14 protein-coding genes and 2 tRNA genes are annotated in these 13,383 nt (G+C 71.5%); 6 read left to right on the plus strand and 10 right to left on the minus strand.

Annotated features, from left to right (window positions below; translation table 11 throughout):
* Positions 1-214: 214 nt before the first annotated feature.
* The 3 genes from ACFQS1_RS26285 to ACFQS1_RS26295 are packed head-to-tail and all read right to left on the minus strand — an operon-like array spanning position 215 to position 2,339.
* Positions 215-820, minus strand: coding sequence for a hypothetical protein (locus tag ACFQS1_RS26285; RefSeq protein WP_378973196.1), 606 nt, complete (start codon positions 818-820; stop codon positions 215-217).
* Positions 817-2,010: a type 2 periplasmic-binding domain-containing protein gene (locus ACFQS1_RS26290; protein ID WP_378973199.1), complete on the minus strand. Its 1,194-nt coding sequence runs from the start codon at positions 2,008-2,010 to the stop codon at positions 817-819. Before ACFQS1_RS26290 ends, ACFQS1_RS26285 begins: the two co-directional genes overlap by 4 nt.
* Positions 1,965-2,339, minus strand: coding sequence for a MarR family transcriptional regulator (locus ACFQS1_RS26295; protein WP_378973202.1), 375 nt, complete (start codon positions 2,337-2,339; stop codon positions 1,965-1,967). The genes ACFQS1_RS26290 and ACFQS1_RS26295 overlap by 46 nt, the downstream gene beginning before the upstream one ends.
* On the opposite strand from ACFQS1_RS26295, the gene ACFQS1_RS26300 reads away from it, so the two are divergent.
* On the plus strand, positions 2,305-2,589 hold the full coding sequence (locus tag ACFQS1_RS26300; RefSeq protein ID WP_378973204.1) for a hypothetical protein: 285 nt from the start codon (positions 2,305-2,307) through the stop codon (positions 2,587-2,589). The two genes, ACFQS1_RS26295 and ACFQS1_RS26300, sit on opposite strands and share 35 nt — an antisense overlap.
* Here the strand turns inward: ACFQS1_RS26300 and ACFQS1_RS26305 are convergent.
* From ACFQS1_RS26305 to ACFQS1_RS26315, 3 genes are all read right to left on the minus strand, one after another.
* Entirely contained in the window at positions 2,579-2,881 is a 303-nt protein-coding gene (locus ACFQS1_RS26305) for a hypothetical protein (protein ID WP_378973206.1), read from the minus strand. The two genes, ACFQS1_RS26300 and ACFQS1_RS26305, sit on opposite strands and share 11 nt — an antisense overlap.
* Before the next feature lie 16 nt (positions 2,882-2,897).
* Positions 2,898-4,061 (minus strand): WXG100 family type VII secretion target, encoded by a 1,164-nt coding sequence (locus ACFQS1_RS26310; protein ID WP_378973208.1) that lies wholly within the window; start codon positions 4,059-4,061, stop codon positions 2,898-2,900.
* 107 nt (positions 4,062-4,168) lie between these two features.
* Positions 4,169-4,714 (minus strand): RNA polymerase sigma factor, encoded by a 546-nt coding sequence (locus tag ACFQS1_RS26315; protein ID WP_378973210.1) that lies wholly within the window; start codon positions 4,712-4,714, stop codon positions 4,169-4,171.
* Between the two features lie 40 nt (positions 4,715-4,754).
* Here ACFQS1_RS26315 and ACFQS1_RS26320 point away from each other — a divergent pair, with 40 nt between their 5' ends.
* Positions 4,755-6,056 carry a serine/threonine-protein kinase gene (locus ACFQS1_RS26320; RefSeq protein WP_378973336.1) on the plus strand — a complete coding sequence of 434 codons (1,302 nt, stop codon included), beginning with the start codon at positions 4,755-4,757 and terminating at the stop codon, positions 6,054-6,056.
* On the opposite strand, the gene ACFQS1_RS26325 is transcribed toward ACFQS1_RS26320, so the two are convergent.
* The 4 genes from ACFQS1_RS26325 to ACFQS1_RS26340 form a co-directional block, all read right to left on the minus strand.
* Positions 6,047-6,721, minus strand: coding sequence for a hypothetical protein (locus ACFQS1_RS26325; protein WP_378973213.1), 675 nt, complete (start codon positions 6,719-6,721; stop codon positions 6,047-6,049). The genes ACFQS1_RS26320 and ACFQS1_RS26325 overlap by 10 nt on opposite strands.
* A 136-nt stretch (positions 6,722-6,857) precedes the next feature.
* Complete coding sequence (locus ACFQS1_RS26330; protein WP_378973215.1) at positions 6,858-8,261, minus strand: cellulase family glycosylhydrolase; 1,404 nt, start codon at positions 8,259-8,261, stop codon at positions 6,858-6,860.
* Positions 8,262-8,357: 96 nt separating this feature from the next.
* Positions 8,358-8,999 carry a class I SAM-dependent methyltransferase gene (locus tag ACFQS1_RS26335; protein ID WP_378973217.1) on the minus strand — a complete coding sequence of 214 codons (642 nt, stop codon included), beginning with the start codon at positions 8,997-8,999 and terminating at the stop codon, positions 8,358-8,360.
* Positions 9,000-9,135: 136 nt separating this feature from the next.
* Complete coding sequence (locus tag ACFQS1_RS26340) at positions 9,136-9,426, minus strand: hypothetical protein (RefSeq protein WP_378973219.1); 291 nt, start codon at positions 9,424-9,426, stop codon at positions 9,136-9,138.
* A gap of 184 nt (positions 9,427-9,610) precedes the next feature.
* Between ACFQS1_RS26340 and ACFQS1_RS26345 the strand changes: the two genes are divergently transcribed.
* The 4 genes from ACFQS1_RS26345 to ACFQS1_RS26360 all read left to right on the plus strand — a co-directional run bounded on the left by ACFQS1_RS26345 (position 9,611) and on the right by ACFQS1_RS26360 (position 13,231).
* Positions 9,611-9,683, plus strand: a tRNA-Asn gene (locus tag ACFQS1_RS26345).
* 277 nt (positions 9,684-9,960) lie between these two features.
* Positions 9,961-11,616, plus strand: a complete 1,656-nt coding sequence (locus ACFQS1_RS26350; protein ID WP_378973221.1) for an MOSC domain-containing protein — start codon at positions 9,961-9,963, stop codon at positions 11,614-11,616.
* Positions 11,617-11,847: 231 nt separating this feature from the next.
* Complete coding sequence (locus tag ACFQS1_RS26355; protein ID WP_378973224.1) at positions 11,848-13,110, plus strand: NAD(P)/FAD-dependent oxidoreductase; 1,263 nt, start codon at positions 11,848-11,850, stop codon at positions 13,108-13,110.
* A gap of 47 nt (positions 13,111-13,157) precedes the next feature.
* Positions 13,158-13,231: transfer RNA gene (locus ACFQS1_RS26360), tRNA-Ile, on the plus strand.
* The last annotated feature ends 152 nt before the right edge of the window (positions 13,232-13,383 follow it).

Genomic DNA, 13,383 nt, shown 5'->3' on the forward strand with positions numbered 1-13,383 from the left:
CGCGGTAAGCAGGCTCCGGCCGCTTCGGGTCGATCCGGGCGAAGCGGCCTCGTCACGGACGTCGCGGCCTCATCACGGACCTGGGCGCGCAGCCGGACCGCCTGGCTTGCACGCTTCCCTCCGTGAAGCAGAGCAAGCGGGCGCTTCCCGTGAGTAAGCAAAGCAAAGCCTCGCGCACACCCAGCTCAGACAGGGGCTCGATCCCGGCGCCTCGCTAACGCCGCGGCGCTTTGCGGCCGGCCAGGATGCGGCGAACCAGCTGGGGAAGGAACGGCTGCCGGTCGCTTGACGGCCGACCGCCCGGCGGAGTCGCACCGGGCGAGGGTGAAGCCGGCGAGGGTGAAGCCGGCGGGGAGGGGGCCGGCGAATCACGGCCAGGCAAGGGGGTCGCCCGCGAAGCGGCCCCCGGCGAAGCGGGGCCCGGCTGTGGCGCGGGGGCTGGGGTGGGCGGCTCGGCGGCCGGCGGGCTGGGCGGGGGCTCGACCGCCGCGGGCCGGGGGGTGGGGTCCTCCGGGGCGCCGGTGCCGGACGGCGGCGCGGACTGGGACTGGTATGAGCGCAGCGCCAGGACGAAGGCGACCAGCGCCACCACGCCGGCGGCCACGCTGGAGAGCTTGTCGGCCAGGTCGGGGCCCAGGGCCGCGACGGCGACCACGACGGTGAGGATCACCAGGACGGCGAGAGCCGTGGTGCGGAACCAGCGGCTCACCGCCAGGTTGGGCCGGCGGCTCAGGAGCAGGTGCACCAGGGGCTCGACGGCGACGATCAGCAGCGTCACCACCAGCGAGAGCTGCCAGGCCTGGATGCCGGAACCGGTCATCGCAGCACGCTCCGGATGTCGGTGATGAACTGCTGGGTCAGCTCCTCGCCGTCGTGCAGGTGGCGCCGCGTGTGGTCGGCGAAGCGGCGGGCGAACTCGGCGTAGTTGGCGTGGATCGGGCGCGGGCGGGAGCCCTCGACCGCGTAGCGCACCAGGCTCAGGTGCGGCAGGGCTTCCTGCAGGTCGGCGTCGATGTACGCGTCCACGCTCGTGGGAGCGAAGCCGAACGAGGTGAGCAGCTTCTGGGCGGGGTTGTCGGTCAGGAAGTGGATCGCCCGGACCGCCTCGTCGCGGTAGTCGCTATCGGCCGCCACCGCGAGGCTCTGGCCGCCGAGAATGCCGAGCGGCAGCCGGTCGATGCGGATCTCGGCGGTGTCCGGCCGGGCCCGCTCGGCGCGGTCGAGGGGCAGGTAACGGACCGGCCAGTTGCGCATGTACCGCAGGCTGTCGCGCTGGAACGCCCGGGCGGTGTCGTCCTCGCCGGCCGCCGCGACGACCCGTTTGCGGCGGATCGCGTCGGCGAGCGGGGCCAGCGCGTCGCGCCACTGCCCCAGCCCGTACGAGAGAACGCCGCCCTCGTCGAGGATCGCCTCATCCTGCGCCAGCGCGTGCTCGAGCACGTTGCACACGAACGCCTCGTCGGTCTGGCGGCCCACCGTGTCGAGCTGACCGGCGAACGTGACCGGCCCGGTGGCCGACGCGGCGAGCACCGACTTCAGCGTGACCGGCGCGTCGGCCCGCTTGTCGGTGACCCGGCGGAACATCATGCCGACGTCGGAGTTGAACGGCACCGCCCAGAGCTGATCGGTCCCGGTGCGCTCACACACCCGGCGTACCGGGGCGACCAGCGAGATGTCGTTCTCCAGCTCGATCGGGACGATCTTGCCCTCGGCCGCGAACCGGGGGATGTGGATGACGTCGAGGTTGAAGATGTCGGCGTGGGTCTCGTTGAACTTCAGAAACTGGTCCTGAGTGGAGCTGTTGACCTCGCGCACCTGGATCTGGACGTTCGGGTTCAGCCTGTTCCACATGCTGACCAGCAGCTGCCGCCCGCCGGTCGGATCGGCGCCGGTGGCCAGCGTGAGCTGAATCTTGTTCCGCCGGGTGAAGAAGTATCCGGCGGAGGTCGACAGCATGCCGGCGGTCAGCGCCCCGGCGAGGAAGGACCGCCGCGAGTAGAGCTCCGCCATGCGCTGACCGTACTCGATGGACTTTCAGCGGGTGACCCGAGGAGCGGGTCGGCCGGCAGATCCGTCAGGTCGGCGGCGATCCGGGCGTGCAGGCGACGGCCCCGCGTCGTCAGGTACGCCCGGATCCGGCGCCGGTCGGCCTCGTCGACCCGCCGGTACACCAGGTTGTCGTCGACGAGCTGGTCGATCAAGCGGGTGAGGCTGGGCAGCGGCAGGAAGGCCTCGGCCGACAACGCGCTCATCGACTGTGGACCGTCGGCCAGCAGGGTCAGCACCCGCCAGGCGTCCAGGCCGATGCCGTGCGCGGCGACCACCAGCGCGCTGATCACCCGCCCGCGCCCGCTCCTGCTGGACGAGCCGACCGAGGGCATCCAGCCGTCGGTGGTCGCCGAGATCGAGCAGACCATCCTGTCGGTCGCCGCGTGGGGCGGCATGTCGGCCCTGCTGGTGGAGCAGCACGTGGGGTTCGCGCTGACGGCGGCCGAGCGCTACTACGTCCTGGAGGCCGGCCGCGTCACCTCGACCGGCGAGAGCGGCGCCCACGCCGAGGCCGCCGTCCGCCAGGCCCTCACGGTGTGACGGGGACGTCCGTCGCCGTCGCGGAATCGAAATAGTGGACGGTTCGCCCGAGCTCGCTCGCCAGCCGGCGGGCGAGCTCGCGGCCCTGGCGGTCGAAGGCCTCGGCCGCCGCCTCGTCGGGAAATCCGGACCGGATCGGGTCGTCGCGGTCGAGCGTCTCGTCGTACTCGTCGGCCCAGGCCAGCAACGCGGACGCCAGCTCCGCCGAGATCGGCAACGAGGCCGGGTCGACGTTCGTGGTGCCGTTCTCGTCGCGCTGCCAGAGCGGGAAGCAGTCGTAGTCCGTCATCACCCGGATGACGCTCCGTTCATCGCCCAACTGGATTCGCCCCCACGATGAAGCCGTTGCTGCCGACGGTGACCGCGAGCCTATAGGTACGGCCCTCGAACACGACCTCGTAGACGTTCCGCGGGCTGCGCCGCCCCTCGGTGCCGACCACCTGGCCTGAGGTCACCGCTTCGAACACCAACCTGCCGACCTTGTCCTCAGGTACCCCGACGTTCGTGAAGTCCTGCCCGTGGCGCTCGAGGATGTGCTGCATCCCGGCCCGGCTGTTGCCCTTCTCCAGGAAGAGGATCCGCCCGGATGCGTCCCGCCCAATCTCCAGGATGTCGTCGGGATTGTGCTTGATCCCGGCGCGCTCCAACTCGTCGATCAGCGCCTGCCGCCGGCGCCGTTCCGATGGGCGACCACGCTTTCCGCCGAAGCGTCCGGCGAGGCGGCCCAGAATCTCCTTGAGCCACTCGATGAATTTGGCGATCTGGTCGCCGGCGCCGTGCAGCCGGGACAGGCTGTGCACCAGGTTGCGGAGCCAGCCGGCTATGCGGGCGGCCCATGACGCGCACAGCGTGGCGACCTGCTCGACGATCAGACCTGTGGCCGCACCAAGCGACAACAGCGCCTCGGCGGCGTAGGAGATCAGGTGCGACACCAGGGTGGCGATGGCGTCGCGCACCAGCACCCGGACGCCGGCGATCAGCGCGCCGGACGCGTCGACCATCACGGCCATCGCCTCGGCGGCCTCCGCCAGCCCGTCGATCGCGGCTCTCTGCTGGGCCGACCAGTCCCGGTAGGCGTCGCCGGCCGTACCGGTCCACTCGATCGTGTCCTGGCTCGCGCAGCGACCCAGGTCGGCCGCGCGCTCGTGCAGCGCCCCGGCGACGTTGCGCCAGGTCTGCGCGTGGGCGGCGATCTGCGCGGGATCGCCCGCGAGCCAGTCGAGCGCTTCGGCCAGCGGCTTGACGTGCTCGATGATCCAGGCGACGCCGTACTGAAGAAGAGCGCCGATCGGGTCGGATATCACGGCCAGCGCGTCCAGGCCGGCCGAGACGCCACCGAGCCCCGCATCGATCCAGCTCCCGTTGCGGACACCGCTCGCGATCAGCTCGATGTCCTCGGCGATCCACACGCCCGCCCAGGGATCGACCGGCGCGGAGGACGCCGTCGCGACGAGCGGGTTGCCGATGGTCACCTCGAGCCTCCGGAGAGTGGTCGGAGTCTCACGGTAGCGATGAGCGTCAAAGTCTCGGTTCACCGCCGCCGGTCGAGGCCGGCGCGCTACAGCGCAGGCCCGGCCGGCTACAGCGCGGGCGAAAGGTATTCGCGCAGGTCGGCTCGGGCCTGGTGGATGCGTGACTTGACGGTGCCGGCCGGGATGCCGAGGTGGCCGGCGATCTCGGCGTAGTCGAGCTGGCAGACGTCGCGCAGCACCAGTGGGGCGACCAGATCGGGCCGGCGGGTCTCGAGGCGTTCCAGGGCGTCCAGGAAGTCGAGCCGGGAGCCGGCGATCACGCTGGTGGTGCGCGGGTCAGGGCGGTCGAGGGGCGGCAGGTCGTGCTGCTCGGCGGCGCGGCGCTTCAGCGACCGGTACGTCTGCCGGGCGCTGTTCGCCACCACCACGTACAGCCAGGTGGTGAACCGCGAGCGGCCCTCGAACCGGCCGATCGCGCGCGCGACCTGCAGCAACGCGTCCTGGCAGGCCTCCTCGGCGTCCTGGAAGCAGGGCAGCAGCCGGGCGCAGCGCCGCAGCACCGCCGGGCGGATCGCGGTGAGCAGGTCGTTCAGCGCCATGGCGTCGCCGGCTGCGGCCCGCCGGGCCAGCGCCTCCGTGTGGTCATCCCGCATGATCGGCATTGTCGGGCACCCGCACAATGACTGCGTGTCGATGCCGGCCCGGATCGGGCGCTACCGGGTGGAGCGGCGCCTCGGCGCGGGCGCGTTCGCCACCGTCTGGCTGGCCGAGGACGAGACGCTCGAGTCCTGGGTCGCGGTCAAGGTGCTGGCCGACAACTGGGCCCATCAGGCGGACGTGCGGGCCCGCTTCGAGCAGGAGGCGCAGGTGCTGCGCCGGGCCGACTCCGAGCGGCTGGTCCGCATCCACGACTACGGCGAGCTGCCCGACGGCCGGCCGTACCAGGTGATGACGTACGCGGACGGCGGCACGCTGGCCGAGCGGCTCGGGCCCGGTCCGCTGCCGGTCCGCTCGGCGCTGCGCATCGCCGCGGACATCGCCCGGGCCACCGCCGACCTGCACGCGGCCGGGGTGCTGCACCGTGACCTCAAGCCGTCCAACGTGCTGTTCGGCACGGTCCGCGGCGCCGAGCGGCTGATGGTCGCCGATCTCGGGCTGGCCAAGGCGATCGCGTACGCCTCGGGCTTCACGGTGGTCGCCGGGACGCCCGGCTACATGGCGCCCGAGCAGACCCGGCCCGGCGGTGGCCTGGACGTTCGCGCCGACGTGCACGCGATCGGCGCGCTGACCTACCAGATGCTCACCGCGACCACCCCGCACGGCGCCGCGCCGCCGTCGAAGCGCCGCGCCGGGATTCCGCCCACCGTCGACCGGATCGTCGTGCGCGCCCTGGCCGCCGACCGGGACCGGCGCTGGCCGACCGCCGCCGCGCTGGCCGACGCCCTCGACGAGGCCGCCGCCGCGCCGGCCCGTCGCCGCAACCGCATGCTGCACCTGACCGGCCGGACCGCCGGACTGCTGGTCGCCGCGGCCGGTCTCGCGGCGCTCGGCGGCGCGCTCCCCGCGTCCGGCACGCCGGCCGGCTGGGTGCGGGTGGCCGACTCGACCCGGACGATCTCGGTGGCGGTCCCCGCCGGCTGGGCGGTCCAGGCGCGACAGTCCGGCTGGGATCCGGCCGCGGTGGGCCTGCCCGCCGGGCAGCGGCCCGGTCTGGCCGTCGCCGCCGACCTCTCGTCGTGGGAGGCCGAGTACGCCGGCGGTCCGGGCGTCTTCGCCGGCGCCGCCCCGGGCCTGGACGGGGCCACCTTGCCCGCGCACGAGCGGTGCTCCCGATCGGATCGGGCGATCCCGGGCGGACGGGTGAGCCGCTGGACCGGGTGCGCCGGGACCCCGATCTCCTACAGCGAGGTCGTGGTGGGCGGGATCTATCTGCAGGTCAAGCAGGTGGGCGACGCCGACCTCACCGACCAGATCGTGCGCGGTCTTCACTCGTAGCAGTCCTGGTTCTTGTGCTGCAGCGTCAGGTCGGTGACCTTTCCGCCCTGGATCATCATGCGGTAATACGCGTCGCGGTTGCCGGGCACCGGCGCCCAGCCGCGGCCGTCCGCGCCCGGGCCGTCCGCCTCGGCCGGCTCCCAATCCGGGTACGCCTTCAGCACCGCGGCCACGCTGCTGCCGATGTGGATGCCCTCGGGCGTGCGCACGGCGTTCGACGGCGCGTCGATGACCACGATCCCGGTCGCGGTGGAGTACAGCACGGAACCCTCGTCGCCGGTGTTCGCCTTGAGGTGGGTGTACCCGATGCAGCCGCTGGTCCCGCTGGTCTTCCACGAATCGATCAGGCCGGTCGCGGAGGCCGCCTCCCGCGACATGCCCAGCTTCAAGGCGCCGTAGCCCTTGGGCCCGAGGACGAGCCGGGCGGGCGTGCTCCGCGCCGGCGCGGTGCCGGTCGCCGCGGTCGACGGCGGGGTGGTCGGTGCGGACGTCGGCGCGCTCGTCGCCGCGCTTGTGGCCGCCGGAGGTGCGGCGGACGAGGACGAGGCGCCGGTGACCGGGCCGGCCGTGCCGTCGACGGCCCGCACACCGCCGTCGGTGCAGGCGGCGACGGCCAGGATGGTGGCCGGCAGGACGGCGACGGCGGCGAGACGGGCGATGCGCATGGGTGGTTGCCTCTCTGATCGGGGTTGCCACACAGTGCGATGCGGCCGTCCCCCATCCGGTTCGGCAACCGAAGGTAACAGGCTCATAACAGCCGAGCCCGGCCCGGCGACACCGCCGGACCAGGCCCGCAGAAGATCAGCTCGCCGCGCAGGACACCGAGGGTACGGGGTTGCTGCCGGCCCACGAGCCGAGGAAACCGAAGGTCGTCGAGGCGCCGGCCGCGAGCTTGCCGTTGTAGCTGACGTTCCGGGCGGTCACGGCGGAACCGCTGCTGGTCACCGTGGCGTTCCAGGCTTGCGACACGGACTGGCCGTTCGCGTACGTCCAGGAGACGGTCCAGCCGTTGATGGCGCTGCCGCCCGCGGTCACCTTGACCTCGCCCTGGAAGCCGCCCGGCCATTGCCCGGTGATCGCGTACGCCGCCGTGCAGCCCCCGGTCGGCGGGTTGGTCGTCGGCGGAGTCGTGGGCGGGGTGGTCGGCGGGGTCGTCGGGGGCGTGGTGGGCGGAGTCGTCGGCGGAGTCGTCGGCGGCGTGGTGGGTGGCGTCGTCGGCGTCGTGCTCGTGCCGAAGATGGTGGCCTGCTTGGCGGTCGCCTTGATCCCGTTGGCGCCGTTGACGATCCGCTGACCCCACGTGGTCAGCTGGGCCGGATTGAAGTTGGTGGTCATGTCGAGGATCGGGTCGGTGTTGCCCGACCACGACCAGCCGATGTAACCGAGGCCGCGGGCGACCGCCTCCTTGAGGATCGTCTGGTCGTCCACCTCGCTCGAGGAGAACTGCCAGCCGAACTCGCCGATCACCAGCGGCCAGCCCTTGCTCTTGAAGGTGTCCAGGTACGACGTGATCGACGAGGCCGTGTTGAAGACCGCGTACATGTGGATGGAGAGCACCGTGTTGTGCTGGGTGTCGGCGTCGAGGATGGTCTGGCCGTTGTCGCGCATCACGTACTGCCAGTCCTGGCCCCAGTTGGGCGCGTCGATCATCAGCATGTGCTGGAAGCCGTTGCTGCGCATCTTCTGGATGGCCGCGACGGTGGCGGCGGTCCACTGGCCCGGGTTGTTGTTGCCGATCGGCTCGTTGCCGATGTTGATGATGACGTAGTCCTCCTGGCCGACCAGCACGCTCTTGAGGCCGATCCAGTAGTTCACGGCCTGGTCGAGGGTGTAGGCCGCGCCGTCCTCGCCGTACCCGGTGGTGTCGTGGTCCTCCAGGACGCAGATCATCTTGTTGGCCTTGCACAGCGAGATCACGTTGGCCACGTCGGAGGCGCTGTTGGCGGTCCACCGGCCGCCGCTGAGCACCACCCGGACCGTGTTGGCGCCGGTCGCCTTGATGTTGGCGAACGAGCTCGTCTGATTCGTGTACCAGGTGTGCGCGTGGTTGATGCCGCGCATGATGAAGTTCGAGCCGTTGGCTTCGACGATGTTGGTGCCGCTGATGTGCAGCCCGGTCGCCGCGTAGGCGGGGCTGACGAACATGATGACCGACGCGGCGAGTGCGGCCACGACGGCGCCGAGGATGCTGAGCTGTCTTCTCATGACCAGCCTTCAGTAACGGGGGAAGGGGACAGTGCGCACCCCAGCCCGCCGCCTGCGCAGCAGTGCTCGCCCTCGGGATGTTCGAGTGAATCGAAGCTACCGACGCGAGTGACCGTCGTCAATATCCGAACGCGCCGCCGCCTCCTCGGCGGTTCGCGCCAGAACGGCCACCAGGAAGTCGGACTCCGGCGTGAACGGGCGCAGGTCCCAGGTGCTCAGCAGCAGCTCCGGCTTCAGTCCGGCGGTCGCGGCGTCGGCGCGGAACGCGTCGAAGGCGTACCCCCGATCGGCCCCGAAACCGACCGCGAGCCGCCCTTCGGGGCGCAGGTGGGCACCCAGCCGGCGGAGGATCTCGACCCGGGTCGAGGGCGCCACGAAGGTGATCACGTTGCCCGCGCAGACCGCCACGTCGAAATGGCCGTCCAGGTCGAGCTCGGCCAGGTCACCGATGTGCCACTCGCCCTTGGGGTGCTCCGCCCGGGCCACCGCGATCAGCTCCGGGTCGAGGTCGACCCCGACCACCTCGTGCCCCGCCTCGAGCAGGAAGCCGCCGACCCGCCCGGTGCCGCACCCGGCGTCCAGGATCCGGGCGCCGCGGCCGGCCATGGCGTCGATCATCCGCGCCTCGCCGCCGAGATCCATGCCGCCGGCCGCGAGATCGCGGAACCGCTGGATGTAGCGCCGCGAGTGCCCGGGATCGGCCGAGACCATCCGCAGCCACTTGTTCTCGTCGGTCATCGGCCCTCCCACGGTTCCGGTCTCCCCTTGAACCGTAGCCGCGCTATTCGCTCGGCCGGCGCGGGATCGGCGACGCGCGCGGGCACAGAACGGCCGCCCCGGGTCTCCGGGACGGCCGTTCTGGTCGAGCGAGATATCAGACGGTGCCAGGGGTCTTGCTGTTCGAGCCGGCCAGCGATTCGGCCGGCGTGGTGTCCGAGGCCACGTGCAGCTTCTCGCCCAGCTTGGAGGACTGCAGCTTGTCCTTGCCCTCCGAGTAGAGCTTGTTGGCCTGTGCCTGAGCCACACCGGCCGCTTCCTGGACCGTGGGACTCTCCCAAACCTTCTTGGCGTTGTCCCGGATCTCCTCGTACTTCTCCCGGCCGGCCCGGCTGCCCAGGACGAAGCCCGCCGCGAGGCCGGCGAGGAACATCATCTTTCCGCGCATGATGGCGGCTCCTTCCGTACGTGACGCCGCGTGCGTCCCTTAGGCCCATACCCATCCTGCCGGGAAGGTACTCCCGCACCAGGTGTTTCACTCGAGCGCGGCGCGCCCGGGCAACCCCTTCGCGCGGACCGCCGGGGGTCATGTACTCTGTTCCCCGGCACCGGGCAAGGCGGGTGCTGAGCGGTCCCCCATAGCTCAATTGGCAGAGCAGCCGGCTGTTAACCGGCAGGTTTTTGGTTCGAGTCCAAATGGGGGAGCTTTTCCCAGTTTAGTGAGGCTGTGTCCGTTTCGTGCGGCGAGCAGCCTCGGCTTTATGGTTCTCGATGCGGGTCAGCATACAAGGCGACGTATCCGGAAGCGGCTCGGAATCCGAGAACCTGCGGCTTCTCGATCGAGCCGGCGCGATCGCGCACCCTCATCCGGCCTCTTGGACCCGGCCCCTTGGCTCCGGCCCCTTGGCTCCGGCCCTTGGATCCGGGCGGCGATCGGTGGACGCTGCATGGGCGACGGCCGTTCAGTTGGGGGGAGCCGCTCATGGCAGCGCTGGTCTCGGTGAACGTCGGCATGCCCCGAGATGTCGGTTGGCAGGGGCGGACCGTGCACACCGGCATCTACAAGACGCCGGTCGACGGGCCGGTCATGGCGCGGCGGCTCAATCTCGACGGGGACGGGCAGGGCGATCTCGGCGGGCACGGCGGCGAGCAGCGCGCGGTTCTGGTGTATCAGCTCGAATCGATCAAGTATTGGCGCCGGGAATTGGCCCGCGACGATATCGGCCACGGGCACTTCGGCGAGAACCTCACGGTCACCGGGCTGCCGGACGACGAGGTGTGCATCGGCGATCGGTATCGGATCGGGGAGGCCGAATTCGAGGTCACCCAACCGCGGGTGACCTGCTATCGGGTCGGAATGCGGCTCGGCTTGCCGAGCATGCCGTCGTTGCTCGTGGCCCATCACCGGCCCGGTTTCTACATGCGGGTCATCACCGAGGGGCACGTGCGGGCCGGCGACCCGATCTCGCGGACCCGGCGCGGGCCGCACTCGCTGAGCGTGGCCGAGACCGACGCGTTGCTCTATCTGCCGGATCGCTCTTTCGCCCGGCTGCGCGACGCGGTCGACATTCCCGCTTTGAGCCCCGGCTGGCTGCAGTCGTTCCGGGAATTGCTGGACGGCGGTGGGGCGCCGCCGGTCGGCGCCGAACCGGGATGGGCGGGCTTTCGCCCGCTGCGGGTGGTCGCGCTGACCGCGGAGAGTTCCGCGATTCTTTCCGTACGGCTATCCGCGGTCGACGGTACGCGGTTGCCCGTTCCCGTTCCCGGGCAATACATAACCGTTCGCGTGGACGGGGCGGTTCGCAGTTACTCGCTCTCGTCGGGTGCGGACGACGGGACGTACCGGATCAGCGTGAAGCGGGACGGGCAGGTCAGCACCTATCTGCACACCACGTTGCGGGTCGGCTCGGTGCTCGAGACGGCGGCGCCGCGCGGGGAGTTCGTGCTGTCCGCCGACTCCGCGCCGGTACTGCTGATCTCGGCCGGGGTGGGCGTCACGCCGGTGCTGGCGATGCTGCACCAGCTGGCCGCCTCGGCGAGCGCCCGCGAGGTTTGGTGGCTGCATACCGACCACAGCGCGCCGATGGCCTTCGACGACGAGGTACGGGAGCTGATCGCCGCGCTCCCGGATGCCCGGGTGCATTTCTTCCTGGGCCGGCGGCAAACGCTCGACTCGCTGCGGTCGCTCGGGCTGCCGGTCGCAGCCAGCGCGTACATCTGCGGGCCGCAAGGATTCATGGAGGACGTGCGGGCGTCACTGGTGGAGATCGGGCTGGATCCGGCGCGGCTGCACACCGAGCTCTTCGGGGCGCGGTCGGCCATCAACCCAGGGCTGGTGTCGCCGGAGGCGGCGCGGACGCCGCACCAGCCGGTGGGGGTGGCCGGGACCGGGCCGCGGGTCACGTTCGCGCGCAGTGGGCTGACCGTGCGGTCGGGGGATGGCTCGCTGCTCGAGCTGGCCGAGGCGTGCGACGTGCCGACCCGGTGGTCGTGCCGGACCGGGGTGTGCCACACCTGCGTGACCTCGGTGTTGAGCGGGGACGTGACGTACGAGCCGGAGCCGCTCGAGCGGCCGGGCGCCGGGGAGACGTTGCTGTGCTGCGCGCGGCCGGCCGGCGATCTGGTGCTCGATATCTGAGAACGCGGTCTTGGTGTCTTGGGGGACGGTCTTTCGCGTTCTGTTGTCCTCGGGGACGGCCCAGGGGTGGCGCCGGCGGGGTTGGCGCGGCGGGGACGGGCTGCTTGCAGTTGGGGACGGGGTCGTCGCGTACGCGATGGGGTTGATTTGAAGCGTGACCGATTCGCCTGCCTCGACCCGCGCTCGCCGTTAGGCTGGGCCTTGCCTGTTTCGTCCCCTTGTGAGGTGCCCGTGTCGCAGCCCGTGGAGGTGGATGTCGTCATCGTCGGCGGCGGACTCGCCGGCCTCGCCGCCGCCCGCCGGTTGGACCGCGCCGGGGTCGAGTGGCTGCTGGTCGAGGCGTCCGACCGGATCGGCGGGCGGGTGACCACGGACGTCATCGACGGATGGCGGCTGGATCGGGGCTTCCAGGTGCTCAACACCGCCTACCCGCGCGTCCCCGCGCTGATCGACGTCAATGCGCTCGACATGCGCTACTTCACGTCCGGCGTGCTGGTCCGCCGCGGCGGCGACCTCCACCGCCTGGCGAACCCGCTGCGCGGCCCGCTCGCCACGCCGCAGACCCTGACCTCCGGCGTGGGCACGCTCAGTGACCGGCTGAAGTTCGCCGCGCTCGCCACCCGATGCGCCTCCATGCCGGCCGCGCGCCTGCTGGAGGCGCGGGAGACCACGACGCAGGAGATGCTGCGCCGGGCCGGCCTGTCGCACCGGATGATCGAAGAGGTGCTGCGCCCGTTCCTGTCCGGCGTCTTCGCCGACCGCTCGCTCGACACGTCGAGCCACGTCTTCGCGATGATGCTGCGCTCGTTCGCCCGCGGGCGGATCGGCGTGCCCGCCCTCGGCATGGCCGCCCTGCCCGCCGCCGTGGCCGGCCCGCTCCCCTACCCGCAGTTGCTGATCGGCGCCCGCACCCTGTCACTGGGCCCCGGCCTGGTCGTCACCGAGGGTGGCGAACTGCGCTGCCGCGCCGTGATCGTCGCGACCGACCCACTCACCGCCGCGGACCTGCTCCCCGGCTTCCCCACGCCCGACATGCACGGCTTGACCACGTTCTACTTCGGCGCCGACCGCGCGCCCCTGGACGAGCCGACCCTGGTGCTCGACGGCGACCGCCGCGAGATCATCGCGAACACGGTGGTCGTCAGCAACGCCGCGCCCGAGTACGCACCCAGCGGCAAGTCGCTGATCGCCGCCTCGGTCGTCGGCGTGTCGGCCCCGTCGAGCGCCTCCGAGTCCGTGATCCGCGTCGAACTGGCCAGAATGTACGGCGTGCCCACCGACACGTGGGAGCTGCTGGAGGTGGTCAGCATCCCCGCGGCGCTGCCATCGGCCCGGGTCCCGCAGGCCAAGCTGCGCAAGCCGGTGGACCTCGGCGACGGCATCTTCGTCGCCGGCGACCACCGGGACAGCCCATCGATCCAGGGCGCGCTCGCCGGCGGATGGCGGGCGGCGGGGGCGGTGCTGTCATGGCTGGGCGCGCGGGTGGCGGCGTAGATCGGTGGCTTGCGGGCTGATCGGCGGGTTAGGATCGCCGCCGGTAAGGGGCGGTAGCTCAGCGGGTTAGAGCAGTCGACTCATAATCGATCGGTCACGGGTTCGAGTCCCGTCCGCCCCACTACCCTTACCTGGGGGCGACCGCCAGACCCCACGTTACGGTGGTCGTTCTAGGTGCGCCGGCTCCGCTCCGCGGGTCAACTCGCGACCGCCGCAGGACGTATCTGTCCAGGTGGTCCAGGATCTGAATGCTGCCGGGGACAGCGCGAGCCC

Source organism: Paractinoplanes rhizophilus (assembly GCF_042664765.1).
Lineage (GTDB): Bacteria > Actinomycetota > Actinomycetes > Mycobacteriales > Micromonosporaceae > Actinoplanes > Actinoplanes rhizophilus.

What these genes read in the sequence shown, in the direction of transcription:
- ACFQS1_RS26325 (WP_378973213.1), bottom strand. Translation starts at nt 6,721, where the DNA reads ATGCGCATCGCCCGTCTCGCCGCCGTCGCCGTCCTGCCGGCCACCATC.
- ACFQS1_RS26285 (WP_378973196.1), bottom strand. Translation starts at nt 820, where the DNA reads ATGACCGGTTCCGGCATCCAGGCCTGGCAGCTCTCGCTGGTGGTGACG.
- ACFQS1_RS26340 (WP_378973219.1), bottom strand. Translation starts at nt 9,426, where the DNA reads ATGCGCGGAAAGATGATGTTCCTCGCCGGCCTCGCGGCGGGCTTCGTC.
- ACFQS1_RS26320 (WP_378973336.1), top strand. Translation starts at nt 4,755, where the DNA reads ATGCCGGCCCGGATCGGGCGCTACCGGGTGGAGCGGCGCCTCGGCGCG.
- ACFQS1_RS26290 (WP_378973199.1), bottom strand. Translation starts at nt 2,010, where the DNA reads ATGGCGGAGCTCTACTCGCGGCGGTCCTTCCTCGCCGGGGCGCTGACC.
- ACFQS1_RS26335 (WP_378973217.1), bottom strand. Translation starts at nt 8,999, where the DNA reads ATGACCGACGAGAACAAGTGGCTGCGGATGGTCTCGGCCGATCCCGGG.
- ACFQS1_RS26330 (WP_378973215.1), bottom strand. Translation starts at nt 8,261, where the DNA reads ATGAGAAGACAGCTCAGCATCCTCGGCGCCGTCGTGGCCGCACTCGCC.
- ACFQS1_RS26300 (WP_378973204.1), top strand. Translation starts at nt 2,305, where the DNA reads ATGCCGTGCGCGGCGACCACCAGCGCGCTGATCACCCGCCCGCGCCCG.
- ACFQS1_RS26350 (WP_378973221.1), top strand. Translation starts at nt 9,961, where the DNA reads ATGGCAGCGCTGGTCTCGGTGAACGTCGGCATGCCCCGAGATGTCGGT.
- ACFQS1_RS26315 (WP_378973210.1), bottom strand. Translation starts at nt 4,714, where the DNA reads ATGCGGGATGACCACACGGAGGCGCTGGCCCGGCGGGCCGCAGCCGGC.